We start from the raw sequence: 19,146 nt of genomic DNA on the forward strand, positions 1-19,146 counted from the left end.
AAAGGGCGGGCCGTGTCCCGGTCTTCACCGGATCACGGCCCGCCCTGGGGACAGGCAGCGGGGCGGTTCAGCCCTCGGCGTCTTCCTCGCCCTGCTCGGCGTTGCCGAGGTCCATGACGCGCCCCTCTCCGGGCGCCATGGTCGCGAGGATCCGGTCGAGATCCTCCACCGAGGCGAACTCGACGACGATCTTGCCCTTCTTCTGGCCGAGATCGACCTTCACCCGGGTCTCGAAGCGATCCGAGAGCCGGGAGGCCAGGTCGGTGAGCGCCGGAGAGACACGAGTCCCCGCGCGCGGCCCCTTCGGCTTGGTCGTGGAGGTGGGCTCCGAACCCATCAGCGTGACGATCTCCTCGACCGCCCGCACCGAGAGCCCTTCCGCCACGATCCGGTACGCCAGCTTGTCCTGGGTCTCCGGGTCGTCCACGGAGAGCAGGGCGCGGGCGTGTCCGGCCGACAGAACACCGGCGGCGACCCGACGCTGAACCGGGGGCGAGAGCCGCAGCAGACGCAGCGTGTTGGAGACCTGGGGGCGTGAACGCCCGATCCGGTCGGCCAGCTGGTCATGGGTGCAGTTGAAGTCCTTGAGCAGCTGGTCGTAGGCGGCCGCCTCTTCCAGCGGGTTCAACTGAGCCCGGTGCAGGTTCTCCAGGAGAGCGTCCAGCAGAAGCTTCTCGTCGTCCGTGGCGCGAACGATCGCGGGGATCCGCTCCAGACCCGCCTCACGACAGGCCCTCCAGCGACGCTCACCCATGATGAGTTCATAACGCTCGGGGCCCAACTGCCGTACGACGACGGGCTGCAGCAGACCGACCTCCTTGATGGAGGTGACCAGCTCCGCCAGCGCGTCCTCGTCGAAGACCTCACGAGGCTGGCGCGGGTTGGGCGTGATGAACTCCAGCGGCAGCTCGGCGAAGTGCGCCCCGGCGGGGGAGTCCAGCTCGGCAACCGGCTCCGCCTCGGCCGCCGGCGCCGGTACCGGCACTGCGGAGTCCGGGGACTGCGGGCTCTGCGGAAGGGCTGCCACCTTCGCCGCGGCCACGCCTCGATCCGACGGCAGTGCCGGAATGGCACCGGGCGAGGCCGATCCCGACCCCACGCCGACGGCCGGCGCCTGCCGCTCCTGGGGAGCAGCAGGGATCAGCGCACCGAGCCCACGCCCCAATCCCCTACGTCGCTCACTCACTGGATCCCCTCCGACATGCTTCGCTGGCTGTTCTGCTGACCCACATGGGCGTTCTGGGCGTCGTAGTGGATACCGACTCCACGGAACGCGATCTCACGGGCCGCCTCGAGATACGACAGTGAACCACTGGAGCCCGGGTCGTACGTCAGTACGGTCTGCCCGTAGCTCGGCGCCTCCGAGATCCGGACGGACCTCGGAATGCTGGTCCGCAGTACCTCTTCGCCGAAATGACTGCGGACCTCGTCGGCGACCTGGGACGCGAGCCTCGTCCGGCCGTCGTACATGGTGAGCAGAATCGTCGAGACATGGAGCGTGGGGTTGAGGTGCCCCCGCACCAGCTCGACATTCCGCAGGAGCTGGCCCAAGCCCTCCAGCGCGTAGTACTCGCACTGGATCGGGATCAGCACCTCGGCGCCCGCCACCATGGCGTTGACGGTGAGCAGGCCGAGTGAGGGCGGGCAGTCGATCAGGATGTAGTCGAGCGGCTGCTCGTACGCCTGGATCGCTCGCTGCAGTCGGCTTTCGCGCGCCACCAGCGACACCAGCTCGATCTCCGCACCGGCGAGATCGATGGTGGCTGGGGCGCAGAAGAGCCCTTCGACGTCCTGGACGGGCTGCACGACGTCGGAGAGCGGCTTGCTCTCCACCAGGACGTCATAGATCGAGGGGACGTCAGCATGGTGGTCGATGCCCAGCGCCGTCGAGGCGTTGCCCTGGGGGTCGAGGTCGATCACCAGAACCCGTGCGCCATGCAGGGCCAGGGAGGCGGCAAGGTTGACCGTCGTGGTCGTCTTGCCTACTCCGCCCTTCTGGTTGGCAACCACCATCACGCGGGTCTGGGGAGGCCGGGGAAGGCCCTCGCCGGCACGACCCAGCGCCTCTACTGCCAGCTGGGCAGCACGACCAATGGGGGTGTCGTCCATCGGGGGCGGTGTTTCACGTGAAACATCCTCCCCCACCGATTCGGTTCGGGGACCGGGGACCGGATCGGTCATCGGTCCCGCGATGTTGGCGTTGGACCGCAAGGATTCACTCTCCTCGGCTTCAGGCTCGCGATGAACAGAGCGTGCCATGCTTTCGGGGTCGTGAACCAGCGAGGCCCGTGGTTCTGTGGATGAATCCACCTCTGTGGACAAACCCCTCACCCTCGCGGGGGGCTTCACAGGCGGTTTGCGGTCCCGGGGCGTGGCAGCCGCGCGGCCGCGGCTGATGATCCCCTGCAGCAGTGAGCGACGTTTCACGTGAAACACGATGCACTCGCCGCAGACCCAGGACCGCTCGACACTCCGAAATACGTACGTATGGCAGCTTGTACGGCTCAGTGGTGTGGCGTTGACGGCTCAGCGGCGCCGACGGGTGCGGCTCGGGCGGGCGGCCTTGGCCCGCTTGGCGGCGAACCGCACACCACCCGGGCTCTCTCCGACCTCGACCCGTACGACGGTCGACAGCGGGTCCACGATCCCCTCGCCGACCTGGAGCACCGAGGTCTTCACCACACCGAGCTTGGAGAGCGCGGCACGGGCACCGTTGATCTCTTCCTCGGCGGTGTCGCCCTTGAGCGCCAGCATCTCGCCGTACGGGCGCAGCAGGGGAACGCCCCAGCCGGCCAGCCGATCGAGTGGAGCCACAGCGCGAGCGGTCACCACATGCACGGGGGGCAGCTTGCCCAGCATCTCCTCGGCACGGCCTCGGACCACCGTCACATGGTCGAGCCCCAGCAGCTCCACGACCTCCTGAAGGAAGTTCGTACGGCGAAGCAGCGGCTCCAGGAGCGTGATCTTGAGATCGGGCCGGACCAGGGCCAGCGGGATGCCGGGCAGCCCGGCACCCGAGCCGACGTCGCAGACGGTGACTCCCTCGGGGACCACCTCCGAGAGCACCGCGCAGTTCAGCAGATGGCGCTCCCACAGGCGGGGAACCTCGCGCGGGCCGATCAGCCCGCGCTTGACTCCCGCGTCCGCGAGGAGCTCCGCGTACCGGACGGCCTCCGGGAAGTACTCACCGAATACCGTCTGCGCCTGCTCAGGCGCAGGGGGGAGCTCCGCTGCCTCCGTCACGGGAACCGTCCTTCCGCACCGCACGCATACCGTGCGAGCGCACTGTCGTGGCTGACTATCAGGCTGACAAAGATCGGCCCCGCCTGCGAGCAGACGGGGCCGACACTGCGAGAGGGGTCAGGCAGGGAGGACGACGACGAAGCGCTGCGGCTCCTCGCCCTCGGACTCACTGCGCAGGCCGGCGGCGGCGACCGCGTCGTGCACGACCTTGCGCTCGAACGGGGTCATCGGGTCCAGCTTGACCGGGGCACCGGTGGACTTCACCTCGTCCGCCGCCTTCGCGCCGATCGCGGCGAGCTCTTCGCGCTTCTTGGCGCGGAACCCGGCGATGTCGAGCATCAGCCGACTGCGGTCACCGGTCTCCCGGTGCACAGCCAGGCGGGTCAGCTCCTGGAGAGCCTCCAGCACCTCGCCGTCGCGGCCCACGAGCTTCTGCAGATCGCGGCTGCTGGAGTCGCTGACGATCGAGACCGCGGCCCGGTCGGCCTCGACGTCCATGTCGATATCGCCGTCGAGGTCGGCGATGTCGAGGAGACCCTCGAGGTAGTCGGCCGCGATCTCACCCTCCTGCTCCAGGCGGGTCAGGGTGTCGCCACCCTCTACGGCGGCGGAGGTGGTGCCTTCCGTCACGGGATGGACTCCTTCTACTTCTTGGACGACGGGTGCTTGGGCCGCTGCTGGCCCTTGCGCTGACCGGACTTTGTCTGCCGGGAGGCCCCGGAGTTCGCCCGGCTCGGCCGCCCGGGCTTCTCGCCCTGCGCCGACTCCTTGGCGGAATCCTGAGCCGAACCCTGCGGCTTCTTCTCCAGCGAGGTGGTGGGCTCCTCGGCGGTGTCCTCCTCGGTGCCCTTCACCGTGGACTGCTGGCTCGTGGAAGCCTGGCGCTTCGCCTTGGTCTGACGCTTGGGCTGCTGCCGCTTGGCGGCGGCGCCGCCCTCGGCCTCGGCCGCGACGGTGTCGCTCTTGATCACGGTGCCGTCGGCCTGGGCGGCGAAGCCGGCCTTGGACAGACCCGCGAAGAAGCGGCGCTCGTTCTCGTTGCGGTCGCTGCCCTTGGCGACGATGGCCTTGACGACGCCCTTGCGGCGGCGGCCCCGGACCTCGCCGTGGGAGGTGATGCTCTTCAGCAGTCGCTGGAGGTAGGAGTCCTGCGCCTTGCTGCCCGGGGTCGGGTTCTGGCTGATCACGTACATCTGCTGACCCATGGTCCACACGTTGGTGGTCAGCCAGTAGACGAGAACACCGACGGGGAAGTTGATGCCCATGACGGCGAAGATCACCGGGAAGATGTACATGAGCATCTTCTGCTGCTGCATGTACGGCGTCTTCACGGAGAGGTCGACGTTCTTCATCATCAGCTGTCGCTGCGTGTAGAACTGCGAGGCCGACATCAGGATGATCATGATCGCCGTGACGATGCGGACCGAGGTCAGCGAGGCATCGAGCGCGGCGACGTGCTGAGCGCTGTCGGTGAAGGTCGCGGCCAGCGGAGCGCCGAAGATGTGCGCCTCTCGGGCGCTCTCGAGCAGCGTCCGGTTGATGACGCCGACCTCGTCGCCCTCGGCGATGTTGGAGAGCACGTGGTACAGCGCGAAGAAGAACGGTGACTGCGCCAGGATGGGAAGGCACGAGGAGAGCGGGTTGGTGCCCGTCTCCTTGTACAGCTTCATCATCTCTTCGGACTGACGCTGCTTGTCGCTCTTGTAGCGCTCCTGGATCGCCTTCATCTTCGGCTGGAGCGCCTGCATGTTCCGGGTGGACTTGATCTGCTTGACGAACAGCGGGATCAGACAGATCCGGATCAGCACCACCAGGGACACGATCGACAGGCCCCAGGCCCAGCCCGTGTCAGGACCGAAGATCGCTCCGTACACCTTGTGGAACTGGACGATGACCCACGAGACGGGCCAGGTGATGAAGCTGAAAAAACTGGCAATCGTGTCCACTAATCAGGCTCCTTGAGCATTGGGCGAGGTCTCTGCGGCCGGGCTCGTCTCGGCGGTGGACCCGCCCTTGTCGCCGCGCAGTGCGTTCCGCAGCATTTCGTGCCAGCGAGGACGCTTGCGCGGAGGCACGTGGTCCACGCCGCCGGGCGACCACGGATTGCACCGCAGGATGCGCCAGGCGGTCAGGGCTGTGCCCTTGATCGCGCCATGCCGGTCGATGGCCGTGAATCCGTAGTGGGAACACGACGGGTAGTACCGGCAGACGGGCCCGAGGAGCGGGCTGATCGTCCACTGGTACAGCTTGATGAGAGCCAGCAGCGGGTACTTCATCGCGTGCCCCCTCCCAGGAGCCGCTGAAGAGCGGCGTCCAGGTCTCGGGCCAGCTGAGAGTGGTCGGCGTCGCCGGCTCCGGGCAACGCCCGTACGACCACCAGGCTACCGGGGGGCAGCTCGGACAGCCGTTCGCGGACGAGATGGCGCAGGCGTCGCTTCACCTGGTTGCGTACAACCGCACCGCCTACGGCCTTGCTCACGACGAAACCCGCACGCGTCGGGGGAGCGCTCTCCCCAGGCGCGTGCGGGTCCGTTGCACCGCTGCGTAGGTGGACGACGAGGAGCGGGCGACCGGCCCGGCGCCCTCGGCGTACCGCGGTTGCGAAGTCCTCGCGCCGCCTCAGCCGATTCTCGGTAGGCAGCACGTCATGACCTGTTTGTTTAAGCGGATCAGGCGGACAGGCTCGCGCGACCCTTGGCACGGCGGTTCGCCAGGATGGCGCGACCGGCACGCGTACGCATGCGCAGGCGGAAGCCGTGGGTCTTGGCGCGACGACGGTTGTTCGGCTGGAAGGTGCGCTTGCTCACTCGGGGGCTCCAGAAATGATTCGTGTGGTGGCGGGACATCGCCTGGCTGTCACCGTGCGCCCACGAGTAGCTCGCAATACGCCCGAGTGCACCGCTTCACGATCACAGACCGTGATCTTTGCCCATCGGAGGCAGGCGGCAGCAGCCATCGACAACTCGACCTGGTTACGGTACGCGCGGCTACGCCATCCGGTCAAACCGGCCGATCGCCGGGGTCCATTGTGCACAGGCTGTGGACAACAACTTGAACGAGGTCATCCGCCGCGACTACCGTGGCTGGACTCCTAAATCTTTTTCCGTTCTGTCCTTACCTGTCCTGTCACCTGTTCTGACGGACTTCGACCAACCGTCCCGAGAACCACACATTCGTGGGACCTGCGAGGAAGCGTGCCCTGTGGCTGACGTACCTGCCGATCTTGCCGCAGTGTGGCCACGCGTGCTGGAGCACCTCCTCGGAGAGGGCCAGCAGGGCATCGAGCCCAAGGACAAGCAGTGGATCGAGCGCTGCCAGCCTCTCGCACTGGTGGCCGACACCGCGCTGCTCGCCGTCCCCAACGAGTGGGGCAAGCGCGTCCTCGAAGGCCGCCTGGCGCCGCTGATCAGCGAGACCCTGAGCCGCGAGTGCGGCCGGCCGATCCGGATCGCGATCACCGTCGACGATTCGGTCGGCGAACCCACGCCGCCGGCGCCGCCGATCCACCAGCAGCAGCACCAGCAGCCTCGGTACGACGACCGACCGTCACCGGAGTCGTACGACAAATACGACGGCTACGGGCACCGGCCGATGCAGGACGACGGGCTTCCGACCGCCCGCCCCGCCTATCCGGACTACCAGCAGCAGCGCCCGGACCCGGGTTCCTGGCCGCGCACCCAGGAGGACCTTTCCTGGCAGCAGCCGCGGCTCGGCGGTTTCCAGGAGCGCGACCCCTACGCCGGTCCCCGCAACCAGCAGTCCCAGCAGCCGCGGTACGACGAGCGCCCGTACGAGCAGCCGCAGCGCCCGGAGCGTGCGGACCTTCCCGAGCCGCAGGGCCCGGGCTCCGGCCAGGGGCACCGCCCCGGCGGCCCCGCGGGCCAGGCGGTGGGCGGCCCCGGGGTCGGACGTCCCGGCTCGCCCTCCGGGCAGGGCTCGTCGGCCGCCGCCCCCGGCGAGCAGCACGCGCGGCTGAACCCCCGGTACCTCTTCGACACCTTCGTCATCGGCTCCTCGAACCGCTTCGCGCACGCCGCCGCCGTCGCGGTGGCCGAAGCGCCCGCGAAGGCGTACAACCCCCTGTTCATCTACGGGGAGTCGGGCCTCGGCAAGACGCACCTGCTGCACGCCATCGGGCACTACGCGCGCAATCTCTACCCCGGCACGCGCGTGCGGTACGTGAGCTCGGAGGAGTTCACCAACGAGTTCATCAACTCCATCCGCGACGGCAAGGGCGACACCTTCCGCAAGCGCTACCGCGATGTGGACATCCTGCTGGTCGACGACATCCAGTTCCTCGCGAGCAAGGAGTCGACGCAGGAGGAGTTCTTCCACACCTTCAACACGCTCCACAACGCCAACAAGCAGATCGTGCTCTCCTCGGACCGCCCGCCGAGGCAGCTGGTGACCCTGGAGGACCGGCTCCGCAACCGCTTCGAGTGGGGCCTGACCACCGACGTGCAGCCGCCGGAGCTGGAGACGCGTATCGCGATCCTGCGCAAGAAGGCGGTGCAGGAGCAGCTCAACGCCCCGCCGGAGGTGCTGGAGTTCATCGCGTCCCGCATCTCGCGGAACATCCGTGAGCTGGAGGGCGCGCTGATCCGCGTCACCGCGTTCGCGAGCCTCAACCGCCAGCCGGTGGACCTGGGGCTCACGGAGATCGTCCTGAAGGACCTGATCCCGGGCGGCGAGGACTCGGCTCCGGAGATCACCGCCCCGGCGATCATGGCGTCCACGGCCGACTATTTCGGGCTCACCGTTGAGGACCTCTGCGGGTCCTCGCGCAGCCGGGTCCTGGTGACCGCCCGCCAGATCGCCATGTACCTGTGCCGTGAGCTCACGGACCTGTCGCTGCCGAAGATCGGTGCGCAGTTCGGCGGCCGCGACCACACGACGGTGATGCACGCGGACCGGAAGATCCGCGCGCTGATGGCCGAGCGGCGCTCCATCTACAACCAGGTCACCGAACTCACCAACCGCATCAAGAACGGCTGAGAGAGCCTCTCCGCCTCTGCCGGGCCCGCTGCCCGGCCCTCTGTCAGGCGGCTGTGAAGGGCGCTCCGGGGAACCTCCCGGGGCGCCCTTCGGCGTGCTCGGGCGCCTTCGTGGACGGCTCGGGGCGTGCCTCCGGGCCTTTCCACACGGTTGTGCACACGCGCGCTGTTCGAATACAGGGAGCGGTTGGCCACTTCTCCACAGCTTGGGGGATGATCTTCCGTCCACAGGGTGGGGACTGCGAAGTTATCCGGATCATGTCCACAGGCCCTCCCGGTGGAAGATCATCACACCAGGTCAGGGCCGTGTGGATTTGTTGGCAACCGTGATCCACAGCCTGTGGACGAATCTTTCGTCCACAGGGCCCCGATGGAGTTGTCCACCGGCGACCCACAGGCCACAGGCAGTTGCCCACAGCTTCTCCACACCCCTGTCCACTGTTCGGCAACGAAACGCCCGGCCTCCCCGCTCCGAGTGAAAGCGGTCACACCAAGGGAGACGATTGGCCTGTGGGGAACGTGGGTAAAGCTGGGGACGGCACTGGGGAGAACTCCCGGTTGCCTGTGTACCGGGTGTGCAGAACTTTCGGGCGTCCACAGAACGCCCCGGTTGTCCACGGGCTCCACCCACAGGGCCGGTGGACAAAAAACCGGTGTTGACCTGCGCAGATGACGTTATCCACGGTTTCCACAGGCCCTACTACTACTCCCACATAGAGTTAGCCCGGAATCTGCTTCGAAGTGGGACCTGTGCACAACTCGAGCCCGGACCGTCGGCGACCTCTTGTCGCGACTTGACCCCGAGCCGCACCGAGTGTCGGTGGCGTGCGTCAGACTGGTTCCCGCAGTCGACGAAGAGCCAGCAACAGCAGGAGGCGGTTCCGGTGAAGATCCGGGTGGAGCGCGATGTACTCGCGGAGGCGGTGGCCTGGGTGGCCCGCAGCCTTCCGGCCCGTCCGCCGGCGCCCGTACTCGCGGGCCTTCTGCTGAAGGCCGAGGACGGCGCGCTGAGCTTCTCCAGCTTCGACTACGAGGTCTCGGCCCGGGTCTCCGTCGAGGCGGAGGTCGAGGAGGACGGCACGGTCCTCGTCTCCGGCCGCCTGCTCGCCGACATCTGCCGGGCCCTGCCGAACCGGCCGGTCGAGATCTCCACAGACGGTGTACGGGCGACCGTGGTCTGCGGCACCTCCCGCTTCACCCTCCACACCCTGCCTGTGGAGGAGTACCCGGCGCTGCCGGAGATGCCCACCGCCACCGGCACGGTGCCCGGTGAAGTCTTCGCCTCCGCCGCCGCCCAGGTCGCCATCGCCGCCGGCCGCGACGACACGCTGCCCGTCCTCACCGGTGTGCGCATCGAGATCGAGGGCGACACGGTCACCCTCGCCTCCACCGACCGCTACCGCTTCGCGGTCCGCGAGTTCCTGTGGAAGCCGGAGTCCCCGGACGCCTCGGCCGTCGCCCTGGTGCCCGCCAAGACCCTGCTGGACACCGCCAAGGCGCTCACCAGCGGCGACACCGTCACCCTGGCGCTCTCCGGCTCCGGCAAGGGCGAGGGCCTGATCGGTTTCGAGGGCGCGGGCCGCCGTACGACCACCCGGCTGCTCGAGGGCGACCTGCCGAAGTACCGGACGCTCTTCCCGACAGAGTTCAACTCCATCGCGGTGATCGAGACCGCTCCGTTCGTCGAGGCCGTCAAGCGTGTGGCCCTGGTGGCCGAGCGCAACACCCCGGTCCGGCTCAGCTTCGAGCAGGGCGTACTGATCCTGGAGGCGGGCTCCAGCGACGACGCACAGGCTGTGGAGCGTGTGGACGCGCAGCTGGACGGCGACGACATCTCGATCGCCTTCAACCCGACGTTCCTGCTGGACGGTCTGAGCGCGATCGACTCCCCGGTCGCCCAGCTCTCCTTCACGACCTCCACCAAGCCCGCGCTGCTGAGCGGCAAGCCCGCGGTCGACGCGGAGGCGGACGAGGCGTACAAGTACCTGATCATGCCGGTCCGCCTCAGCGGCTGACCCTCGGCGGACAGCCGTCGAGTGAGCGGTTGACCCCACAGGTGTGCACCCGCGTCCGGGCGTAGGCTCGGACGCGGGTACGAACCGCACACGACGCTTAAGGAATCTCTGATGGAGCTCGGTCTCGTCGGTCTCGGCAAGATGGGCGGCAACATGCGTGAGCGCATCCGCCGCGCAGGCCACACCGTCATCGGATACGACCGCAACCCGGACCTCGCCGATGTCCACAGCCTGGAAGAGCTTGTGGGCAAGCTCAAGGGTCCGCGCGTCGTGTGGGTGATGGTCCCGGCCGGTGCCGCGACCCAGTCCACCATCGACGAGCTGGCCGAACTGCTCTCCCCCGGCGACGTCGTCGTGGACGGCGGCAACTCCCGCTGGACGGACGACGAGAAGCACGCCGAGGAGCTCTCCGCGAAGGGCATCGGCTTCGTCGACTGCGGTGTCTCCGGCGGCGTCTGGGGCCTGGAGAACGGCTACGCGCTGATGTACGGCGGCGACGCCGAGAACGTGGCGAAGGTGCAGCCGATCTTCGACGCGCTCAAGCCCGAGGGCGAGTTCGGTTCCGTCCACGCCGGCAAGGTCGGCGCCGGCCACTTCGCGAAGATGGTCCACAACGGCATCGAGTACGCGATGATGCAGGCGTACGCCGAGGGCTGGGAGCTCCTGGAGAAGGTCGACTCCGTCACCGACGTGCGCGAGGTCTTCCGCTCCTGGCAGGAGGGCACGGTCATCCGCTCCTGGCTGCTCGACCTCGCGGTCAACGCCCTGGACGAGGACGAGCACCTGGACCAGCTGCGAGGTTTCGCACAGGACTCCGGCGAGGGCCGGTGGACCGTGGAGGCCGCCATCGACAACGCCGTGCCGCTGCCCGCGATCACCGCGTCGCTGTTCGCGCGGTTCGCGTCCCGCCAGGACGACTCCCCGCAGATGAAGATGATCGCCGCGCTGCGCAACCAGTTCGGTGGCCACGCGGTCGAGTCCAAGAAGTAATCCACAGGCTGTGCACCCCGCGGTGCACAGCAGCCGGGGGAAGGTCGGCGCACACCATGCATGTCACGCATCTGTCGCTGGCCGACTTCCGCTCCTACGCCCGGGTCGAGGTCCCGCTCGACCCGGGCGTCACCGCTTTCGTCGGAGCGAACGGCCAGGGCAAGACGAATCTCGTCGAGGCCGTCGGCTATCTCGCCACCCTCGGCAGCCACCGCGTCGCGTCGGACGCTCCTCTCGTACGGATGGGGGCGGACCGGGCGATCATCCGGGCCGCCGTCACCCAGGGCGAGCGCTCCCAGCTGATCGAGCTCGAGCTCAACCCCGGCCGTGCCAACCGCGCCCGGATCAACAGGTCCTCGCAGGTCAGACCCCGTGATGTGCTCGGCATCGTACGGACGGTGCTCTTCGCGCCGGAGGACCTCGCCCTGGTCAAGGGCGATCCCGGCGAGCGCCGGCGCTTCCTCGACGAGCTGATCACGGCGCGCGCGCCGCGGATGGCGGGTGTGCGCTCCGACTACGAGCGGGTGCTCAAGCAGCGGAACACGCTCCTGAAGTCCGCGGCGATGGCCCGGCGGCACGGGGGGCGTGGCATGGACCTGTCGACCCTAGACGTATGGGACCAGCACCTGGCCCGGGCGGGCGCCGAGCTGCTCGCCCAGCGGCTGGACCTGATCGGTGTGCTGCAGCCGCTGGCGGACAAGGCGTACGAGCAGCTGGCGCCGGGCGGCGGACCGATTCTGCTGGAGTACCGGCCGTCGGCGCCCGGTCCCGGGCACACGCGCGAGGAGCTCTACGAGCAGCTGACCGCGGCGCTCGGAGAGGTCAGGAAACAGGAGATCGAGCGGGGCGTCACGCTCGTCGGGCCGCACCGGGACGAGCTGCTGCTCAAGCTGGGCGACCTGCCGGCGAAGGGGTACGCGAGCCACGGGGAGTCCTGGTCGTACGCGCTGGCGCTGCGGCTCGCCTCGTACGACCTGCTGCGGGCTGAGGGGAACGAGCCGGTGCTCGTCCTCGACGACGTCTTCGCCGAGCTGGACGCGCGGCGCCGGGAGCGGCTCGCGGAGCTCGTGGCACCGGGCGAGCAGGTCCTGGTGACGGCCGCGGTGGAGGACGATGTGCCCGGCGTGCTCGCGGGGGCCCGGTACGGGGTCGCAGGAGGTTCGGTGGAGCGGCTGTGAGCGAGAACGAGGGCGTCGAGGCGGGTGCCCAGGCCCCGGCGAAGGCGCCGGAGCCCTCCGGGGTCGATCTGGCGCGGGTCGCGCTGCGCGCCGCCAAGGAGCAGGCGCGGGCGCGGGGCGCCGCCGCGCAGCAGAAGAAGCAGGCCCGGCGGGGCGGCGGGCTGCGGTCCGGCGCGCACGCCGACGGCCGGGACCCCATGGCGCTCGGCTCCGCGATCAACAGGTTGATCACCGAGCGCGGCTGGGAGACGCCGGCGGCGGTGGGCGGGGTCATGGGCCGCTGGCCGCAGATCGTGGGCGAGGACCTGGCCAAGCACTGTGAGCCGCTGAAGTACGACGAGGACCCGGAGGAGCGGGTGCTCACCGTGCAGTGCGACTCGACGGCCTGGGCGACGCAGCTGCGGCTGCTCGCGCCGAGGCTGGTCGCCCGGCTGAACGAGGACCTGGGGCACGGGACCGTGCGGGTGATCAAGGTGCTGGGTCCGGGCGGGCCGCGGCGGGGGTACGGGCCGCTCAGGGCGCCCGGGTCCGTGGGGCCCGGGGACACGTACGGCTGACGAGGGCGGCCGGGGGCTGTCGGGGCGACGAGCCTGTCGGGGCGCCCCTCGGGGTGCGTGTGCCTCGGCTGCTCACGATTGCCACAGCTCGTTACAGCCCGAAGCGCTGGGTGGCCGTCAGAGCCCTTTGGAGCCCCTTCCCGGATATGGGGAGTCGGGACGGTCCCGCTCAGGGCGGCACATGCGTACTCAGGTACCGGCAAACCCCCATGACTGTCAGACCTACCGGTAGACTGGGAGGCAATCCCGCCACCCTGCGGAACATGTCGAACGACGCAGCCGCTCCCGTATGCCCGGAGAACGGCCTGTGCTGTGCCAGAAAGGGCGCTTCGTGGCCGATTCCGGCAACCCCAACGAGAACACCCAGTCCGCCAACGCTGCGTCGTACGACGCCAGCGCGATCACCGTGCTCGAGGGTCTGGACGCGGTCCGCAAGCGACCCGGCATGTACATCGGCTCGACCGGTGAGCGTGGTCTGCACCACATGGTGCAGGAGGTCGTCGACAACTCCGTCGACGAGGCCCTGGCCGGTTACGCGGACACCATCCACGTGACGATCCTGGCCGACGGCGGCGTCCGCGTCGTCGACAACGGCCGCGGCATCCCCGTCGGCATCGTCCCGTCCGAGGGCAAGCCGGCCGTCGAGGTCGTGCTGACGGTCCTCCACGCGGGCGGCAAGTTCGGCGGCGGCGGCTACGCGGTCTCCGGCGGTCTGCACGGCGTCGGCGTCTCCGTCGTCAACGCCCTCTCCACCAAGGTCTCGGTGGAGGTCAGGACCGACGGCTACCGCTGGACGCAGGACTACAAGATGGGCGTCCCCACCGCGCCCCTCGCCAAGCACGAGGAGACCGACGAGACCGGCACCTCGGTCACGTTCTGGGCCGACGGCGACATCTTCGAGACGACCGAGTACTCCTTCGAGACGCTCTCGCGCCGCTTCCAGGAGATGGCCTTCCTCAACAAGGGCCTGACGATCACGCTCACCGACGAGCGCGAGTCCGCGAAGGCCACGGTCGGCGCCGACGACCCCGACGCCGAGGCGGCGGAGGAGCTTCCGGCGAGGACGGTGAAGTACCACTACGAAGGCGGCATCGTCGACTTCGTGAAGTACCTCAACTCCCGCAAGGGTGAGCTGATCCACCCCACCGTCATCGACGTCGAGGCCGAGGACAAGGAGCGCATGCTCTCGGTCGAGATCGCGATGCAGTGGAACTCGCAGTACACCGAGGGCGTGTACTCCTTCGCCAACACGATCCACACCCATGAGGGCGGTACGCACGAAGAGGGCTTCCGCGCCGCGCTCACGGGTCTGGTCAACCGGTACGCGCGTGACAAGAAGCTGCTGCGCGAGAAGGACGACAACCTCACCGGTGAGGACATCCGCGAGGGTCTGACGGCGATCATCTCCATCAAGCTGGGCGAGCCGCAGTTCGAGGGCCAGACGAAGACCAAGCTGGGCAACACGGAGGCGAAGACCTTCGTGCAGAAGGTCGTGCACGAGCACCTCAGCGACTGGTTCGACCGCAACCCCAACGAGGCCGCGGACATCATCCGCAAGTCGATCCAGGCGGCCACCGCGCGCGTGGCGGCCCGCAAGGCCCGTGACCTCACCCGTCGCAAGGGACTGCTGGAGTCGGCGTCACTGCCCGGCAAGCTGAGCGACTGCCAGTCGAACGACCCGGCCAAGTGCGAGATCTTCATCGTCGAGGGTGACTCCGCCGGCGGCTCCGCCAAGTCCGGCCGGAACCCGATGTACCAGGCCATCCTGCCGATCCGCGGCAAGATCCTGAACGTCGAGAAGGCCCGGATCGACAAGATCCTGCAGAACACCGAGGTCCAGGCGCTGATCTCGGCCTTCGGCACCGGAGTCCACGAGGACTTCGACATCGAGAAGCTCCGCTATCACAAGATCATTCTGATGGCGGACGCCGACGTCGACGGCCAGCACATCAACACCCTGTTGCTGACCTTCCTCTTCCGCTTCATGCGTCCGCTGGTCGAGGCCGGTCACGTCTACCTCTCCCGCCCGCCGCTCTACAAGATCAAGTGGGGCCGGGACGACTTCGAGTACGCCTACTCGGACCGCGAGCGCGACGCGCTGGTCGAGCTGGGCAAGCAGAACGGCAAGCGGATCAGGGAAGACTCGATCCAGCGCTTCAAGGGTCTGGGCGAGATGAACGCCGAGGAACTGCGCATCACCACCATGGACCAGGACCACCGTGTGCTCGGCCAGGTCACTCTGGACGACGCGGCCCAGGCCGACGACCTGTTCTCGGTGCTGATGGGCGAAGACGTCGAGGCGAGGCGCTCGTTCATCCAGCGCAACGCCAAGGACGTCCGCTTCCTCGACATCTGAGTCGGTCTCAGCTGACCGCACGAAAGGACTGAAGACCAGCAATGGCCGACGAGAACACTCCTGCCACGACCGAAGAAGAAGAGCCGGTCGCCCTCCGTGTCGAGCCCGTCGGGCTCGAGACGGAGATGCAGCGCTCGTACCTCGACTACGCGATGTCCGTCATCGTGTCCCGCGCGCTGCCCGACGTACGGGACGGCCTCAAGCCCGTCCACCGGCGCGTGCTGTACGCGATGTACGACGGCGGATACCGCCCCGAGAAGGGCTTCTACAAGTGCGCCCGCGTCGTCGGTGACGTCATGGGCACGTACCACCCGCACGGCGACTCCTCCATCTACGACGCCCTGGTCCGTCTGGCCCAGCCGTGGTCGATGCGGATGCCGCTCGTCGACTCCAACGGCAACTTCGGTTCCCCGGGCAACGACCCGGCCGCCGCCATGCGGTACACCGAGTGCAAGATGATGCCGCAGTCGATGGAGATGCTCCGGGACATCGACGAGGAGACCGTCGACTTCCAGGACAACTACGACGGCCGCAACCAGGAGCCGACGGTCCTCCCGGCCCGCTTCCCGAACCTGCTGGTCAACGGCAGCGCCGGTATCGCGGTCGGTATGGCGACCAACATCCCGCCGCACAACCTGCGCGAGGTCGCGGCCGGTGCCCAGTGGGCGCTGGAGCACCCCGAGGCCACCCACGAGGAGCTGCTCGACGCACTCATCGAGCGGATCAAGGGCCCGGACTTCCCGACCGGCGCGCTGGTCGTGGGCCGCAAGGGCATCGAGGAGGCGTACCGCACCGGTCGTGGCTCGATCACGATGCGCGCGGTCGTCGAGGTCGAGGAGATCCAGAACCGCCAGTGCCTGGTGGTCACGGAGCTGCCGTACCAGACCAACCCGGACAACCTCGCGCAGAAGATCGCCGACCTGGTCAAGGACGGCAAGATCGGCGGCATCGCCGACGTCCGCGACGAGACCTCCTCCCGTACCGGCCAGCGGCTCGTCATCGTGCTCAAGCGCGACGCCGTCGCCAAGGTCGTGCTCAACAACCTGTACAAGCACACCGACCTGCAGACGAACTTCGGCGCGAACATGCTGGCGCTCGTCGACGGTGTGCCGCGCACCCTCTCCCTGGACGCGTTCATCCGCCACTGGGTGACGCACCAGATCGAGGTCATCGTCCGCCGGACGAAGTTCCGTCTGCGCAAGGCGGAGGAGCGCGCGCACATCCTGCGCGGTCTGCTCAAGGCGCTCGACGCGATCGACGAGGTCATCGCGCTCATCCGGCGCAGCGACACCGTCGACGTCGCGCGCGAGGGCCTGATGGGCCTGCTCCAGATCGACGAGATCCAGGCCAACGCCATCCTCGAGATGCAGCTGCGCCGGCTCGCCGCCCTGGAGCGCCAGAAGATCGTCGCCGAGCACGACGAGCTCCAGGCCAAGATCAACGAGTACAACGCGATCCTCGTCTCCGAGGAGCGCCAGCGCGCCATCGTCAGCGAGGAGCTCGCGCTCCTCGTCGAGAAGTTCGGCGACGACCGCCGCTCCAAGCTGGTGCCCTTCGACGGTGACATGTCCATCGAGGACCTGATCGCCGAGGAGGACATCGTCGTCACCATCACGCGTGGCGGCTATGTGAAGCGTACGAAGACCGAGGACTACCGCTCGCAGAAGCGCGGCGGCAAGGGTGTGCGCGGCACGAAGCTGAAGCAGGACGACATCGTCGACCACTTCTTCGTGTCCACGACCCACCACTGGCTGCTGTTCTTCACCAACAAGGGCCGGGTCTACCGAGCGAAGGCGTACGAGCTTCCGGACGCCGGCCGGGACGCGCGCGGCCAGCACGTGGCCAACCTCCTGGCCTTCCAGCCGGACGAGCAGATCGCCGAGATCCTGGCGATCCGCGACTACGAGGCCGCGCCGTACCTGGTGCTCGCCACCAAGGGCGGCCTGGTCAAGAAGACCGCGCTGAAGGACTACGACTCGCCGCGGTCGGGCGGTGTCATCGCGATCAACCTCAGGGAGACCGAGGACGGCGGCGACGACGAGCTGATCGGCGCCGAGCTGGTGTCGGCGGAGGACGATCTGCTGCTCATCAGCAAGAAGGCGCAGTCGATCAGGTTCACCGCGACGGACGACGCGCTGCGCCCGATGGGGCGTGCCACGTCCGGCGTCAAGGGGATGAGTTTCCGCGAGGGCGACGAGCTGCTCTCGATGAATGTCGTCCGGCCGGGTACGTTCGTCTTCACCGCCACCGACGGTGGGTACGCGAAGCGGACCAACGTCGACGAGTACCGCGTCCAGGGTCGCGGTGGCCTCGGTATCAAGGCCGCCAAGATCGTGGAGGACCGTGGTTCGCTCGTGGGCGCGCTGGTGGTCGAGGAGACGGACGAGATCCTCGCCATCACGCTCTCCGGTGGTGTGATTCGCACGCGAGTCAACGAAGTCAGGGAGACCGGCCGTGACACCATGGGCGTCCAGCTGATCAATCTGGGCAAGCGCGATGCCGTCGTCGGCATCGCACGTAACGCCGAGGCGGGCAGCGAGGCCGAAGAGGTCGTCGAGGCCGAGGACGTCGAAGGCGTCGAGGCCGCGACCGCGGCCGAGGCCGAGGCAGCCGAGGGCATCGAGCCCTCGGCCGGGGAGCACGAGGAGTAGAGCGTGAGTGGAGCCACGGGCGCCGGATCGGCGGCTGCCGGAGCTTCCGCCGATGCTGGAGCGGACGGTGCCCGTGGTTCCGCCACGGACTCCCAGGGGGTTGCGGTGACGGACAGTCGAGGGGCCAAGCCTTCGTACGACACGTACAACGGGCCGCTGCCGGGCGAGCGCGCGGGAGCGCAGCAGCCGGGCGGGCCGTACCACCCACCGCAGGCGTACGGCGCTCAGGCGCCGGCCGCCGGCGGTACGGGTGGCGCGGACGGCCAGAACGCGGCGGCGGTACGCCGGCCGCGTACGGGGGCACGCACCACGCCTCGCACGCGCAAGGCGCGGCTGCGGGTGGCCAAGGCCGATCCGTGGTCGGTGATGAAGGTGAGTTTCCTGCTCTCCATCGCCCTCGGCATCTGCACGGTCGTGGCGGCGGCGGTGCTGTGGATGGTCATGGACGCCATGGGTGTCTTCTCGACCGTCGGCGGCACGATCAGCGAGGCGACGGGCTCGAACGAGTCCAACGGCTTCGATCTGCAGTCGTTCCTCTCGCTGCCGCGGGTGCTCACGTTCACGTCGGTGATCGCGGTCATCGACGTGGTCCTGATGACGGCGCTGGCGACGCTGGGCGCGTTCATCTACAACCTGTCGGCCGGTTTCGTCGGCGGTGTGGAGCTCACGCTGGCGGAGGACGAGTAACCGATTTTGGGACTGGCCCCCACGTGCGCTAATCTTCAGGAGTCAGCGCGCGGGACACCCCGCAAGAGCGCGGCGGGGCTATAGCTCAGTTGGTTAGAGCGCATCCCTGATAAGGATGAGGCCACAGGTTCAAATCCTGTTAGCCCCACAGCGACGATCGGCCCGGACGGATTCTTTATCCGTCCGGGCCGATCGCTTTGTCGTTGGCACACGGCCGGGAAGACCGGGGAGTAGGTCACCGATCGGTATCGGTCGATGTGTAGAGTGGGCGTCAGAAGTCTCCTACGTCAACGAAAGACGAGGTCGCGCGGTGAAGAAGCTTCTCCTGGTCGCACTGGCCGCCATCGGCGGGCTCCTCGTGTACCGCCAGATCCAGGCGGATCGCGCCGAGCAGGATCTGTGGACGGAGGCGACCGACTCCGTGCCCGCAGGTTCGGGTGTGTGAGACGCAGACTGTCTGTGGGCGAAGCCCCGG

At 68.3% G+C, this 19,146-nt stretch carries 17 protein-coding genes and 1 tRNA gene; 10 read left to right on the top strand and 8 right to left on the bottom strand.

Annotated elements, in window-relative coordinates; all coding sequences use genetic code 11:
• Positions 1–67 precede the first annotated feature (67 nt).
• From ACIRB4_RS19430 to rpmH, 8 genes are all read right to left on the bottom strand, one after another.
• Positions 68–1,186 carry a ParB/RepB/Spo0J family partition protein gene (locus ACIRB4_RS19430; RefSeq protein ID WP_403292736.1) on the bottom strand — a complete coding sequence of 373 codons (1,119 nt, stop codon included), beginning with the start codon at positions 1,184–1,186 and terminating at the stop codon, positions 68–70.
• Entirely contained in the window at positions 1,183–2,259 is a 1,077-nt protein-coding gene (locus ACIRB4_RS19435) for an AAA family ATPase (RefSeq protein ID WP_403292738.1), read from the bottom strand. Before ACIRB4_RS19435 ends, ACIRB4_RS19430 begins: the two co-directional genes overlap by 4 nt.
• A 267-nt stretch (positions 2,260–2,526) precedes the next feature.
• Positions 2,527–3,243, bottom strand: coding sequence for a 16S rRNA (guanine(527)-N(7))-methyltransferase RsmG (gene rsmG / locus ACIRB4_RS19440; RefSeq protein ID WP_403292739.1), 717 nt, complete (start codon positions 3,241–3,243; stop codon positions 2,527–2,529).
• Between the two features lie 117 nt (positions 3,244–3,360).
• Positions 3,361–3,873, bottom strand: coding sequence for a protein jag (locus ACIRB4_RS19445; RefSeq protein WP_403292740.1), 513 nt, complete (start codon positions 3,871–3,873; stop codon positions 3,361–3,363).
• Between the two features lie 14 nt (positions 3,874–3,887).
• The gene (gene yidC, locus ACIRB4_RS19450; protein WP_403292742.1) at positions 3,888–5,189 is read right to left on the bottom strand and encodes a membrane protein insertase YidC; all 1,302 of its coding nucleotides are present in this window, start codon (positions 5,187–5,189) and stop codon (positions 3,888–3,890) included.
• Positions 5,190–5,192: 3 nt separating this feature from the next.
• Positions 5,193–5,519 (bottom strand): membrane protein insertion efficiency factor YidD, encoded by a 327-nt coding sequence (gene yidD / locus ACIRB4_RS19455; protein ID WP_015034858.1) that lies wholly within the window; start codon positions 5,517–5,519, stop codon positions 5,193–5,195.
• Complete coding sequence (rnpA, locus tag ACIRB4_RS19460; RefSeq protein WP_356887239.1) at positions 5,516–5,887, bottom strand: ribonuclease P protein component; 372 nt, start codon at positions 5,885–5,887, stop codon at positions 5,516–5,518. The genes yidD and rnpA overlap by 4 nt, the downstream gene beginning before the upstream one ends.
• Before the next feature lie 25 nt (positions 5,888–5,912).
• On the bottom strand, positions 5,913–6,050 hold the full coding sequence (gene rpmH / locus ACIRB4_RS19465) for a 50S ribosomal protein L34 (protein ID WP_015659252.1): 138 nt from the start codon (positions 6,048–6,050) through the stop codon (positions 5,913–5,915).
• Positions 6,051–6,444: 394 nt separating this feature from the next.
• Between rpmH and dnaA the strand changes: the two genes are divergently transcribed.
• The 10 genes from dnaA (at position 6,445) to ACIRB4_RS19515 (ending at position 19,116) form a co-directional block, all read left to right on the top strand.
• Positions 6,445–8,238: a chromosomal replication initiator protein DnaA gene (gene dnaA, locus ACIRB4_RS19470; RefSeq protein WP_403292745.1), complete on the top strand. Its 1,794-nt coding sequence runs from the start codon at positions 6,445–6,447 to the stop codon at positions 8,236–8,238.
• 883 nt (positions 8,239–9,121) lie between these two features.
• Complete coding sequence (gene dnaN / locus ACIRB4_RS19475) at positions 9,122–10,252, top strand: DNA polymerase III subunit beta (RefSeq protein ID WP_403292747.1); 1,131 nt, start codon at positions 9,122–9,124, stop codon at positions 10,250–10,252.
• A gap of 111 nt (positions 10,253–10,363) precedes the next feature.
• The gene (gnd, locus tag ACIRB4_RS19480) at positions 10,364–11,242 is read left to right on the top strand and encodes a phosphogluconate dehydrogenase (NAD(+)-dependent, decarboxylating) (RefSeq protein WP_403292749.1); all 879 of its coding nucleotides are present in this window, start codon (positions 10,364–10,366) and stop codon (positions 11,240–11,242) included.
• A gap of 56 nt (positions 11,243–11,298) precedes the next feature.
• Positions 11,299–12,420, top strand: coding sequence for a DNA replication/repair protein RecF (recF, locus tag ACIRB4_RS19485; protein ID WP_403292751.1), 1,122 nt, complete (start codon positions 11,299–11,301; stop codon positions 12,418–12,420).
• Positions 12,417–12,977, top strand: a complete 561-nt coding sequence (locus tag ACIRB4_RS19490; RefSeq protein ID WP_403292753.1) for a DUF721 domain-containing protein — start codon at positions 12,417–12,419, stop codon at positions 12,975–12,977. The genes recF and ACIRB4_RS19490 overlap by 4 nt, the downstream gene beginning before the upstream one ends.
• Before the next feature lie 307 nt (positions 12,978–13,284).
• Entirely contained in the window at positions 13,285–15,333 is a 2,049-nt protein-coding gene (gene gyrB, locus ACIRB4_RS19495) for a DNA topoisomerase (ATP-hydrolyzing) subunit B (RefSeq protein ID WP_403292755.1), read from the top strand.
• Between the two features lie 41 nt (positions 15,334–15,374).
• Positions 15,375–17,984: a DNA gyrase subunit A gene (gene gyrA, locus ACIRB4_RS19500; protein ID WP_403292757.1), complete on the top strand. Its 2,610-nt coding sequence runs from the start codon at positions 15,375–15,377 to the stop codon at positions 17,982–17,984.
• Positions 17,985–18,089: 105 nt separating this feature from the next.
• Positions 18,090–18,671 (top strand): DUF3566 domain-containing protein, encoded by a 582-nt coding sequence (locus ACIRB4_RS19505; protein WP_403292758.1) that lies wholly within the window; start codon positions 18,090–18,092, stop codon positions 18,669–18,671.
• Positions 18,672–18,745: 74 nt separating this feature from the next.
• Positions 18,746–18,819 (top strand) — tRNA-Ile (locus ACIRB4_RS19510).
• A 162-nt stretch (positions 18,820–18,981) separates the two neighbouring features.
• Positions 18,982–19,116 carry a DLW-39 family protein gene (locus ACIRB4_RS19515; protein WP_003958712.1) on the top strand — a complete coding sequence of 45 codons (135 nt, stop codon included), beginning with the start codon at positions 18,982–18,984 and terminating at the stop codon, positions 19,114–19,116.
• Positions 19,117–19,146: the final 30 nt, after the last annotated feature.

Source organism: Streptomyces sp. NPDC093600 (genome assembly GCF_044764755.1).
Lineage (GTDB): Bacteria > Actinomycetota > Actinomycetes > Streptomycetales > Streptomycetaceae > Streptomyces.

What these genes read in the sequence shown, in the direction of transcription:
- ACIRB4_RS19435 (WP_403292738.1), bottom strand. Translation starts at nt 2,259, where the DNA reads ATGGCACGCTCTGTTCATCGCGAGCCTGAAGCCGAGGAGAGTGAATCC.
- yidD (WP_015034858.1), bottom strand. Translation starts at nt 5,519, where the DNA reads ATGAAGTACCCGCTGCTGGCTCTCATCAAGCTGTACCAGTGGACGATC.
- gnd (WP_403292749.1), top strand. Translation starts at nt 10,364, where the DNA reads ATGGAGCTCGGTCTCGTCGGTCTCGGCAAGATGGGCGGCAACATGCGT.
- recF (WP_403292751.1), top strand. Translation starts at nt 11,299, where the DNA reads ATGCATGTCACGCATCTGTCGCTGGCCGACTTCCGCTCCTACGCCCGG.
- gyrA (WP_403292757.1), top strand. Translation starts at nt 15,375, where the DNA reads ATGGCCGACGAGAACACTCCTGCCACGACCGAAGAAGAAGAGCCGGTC.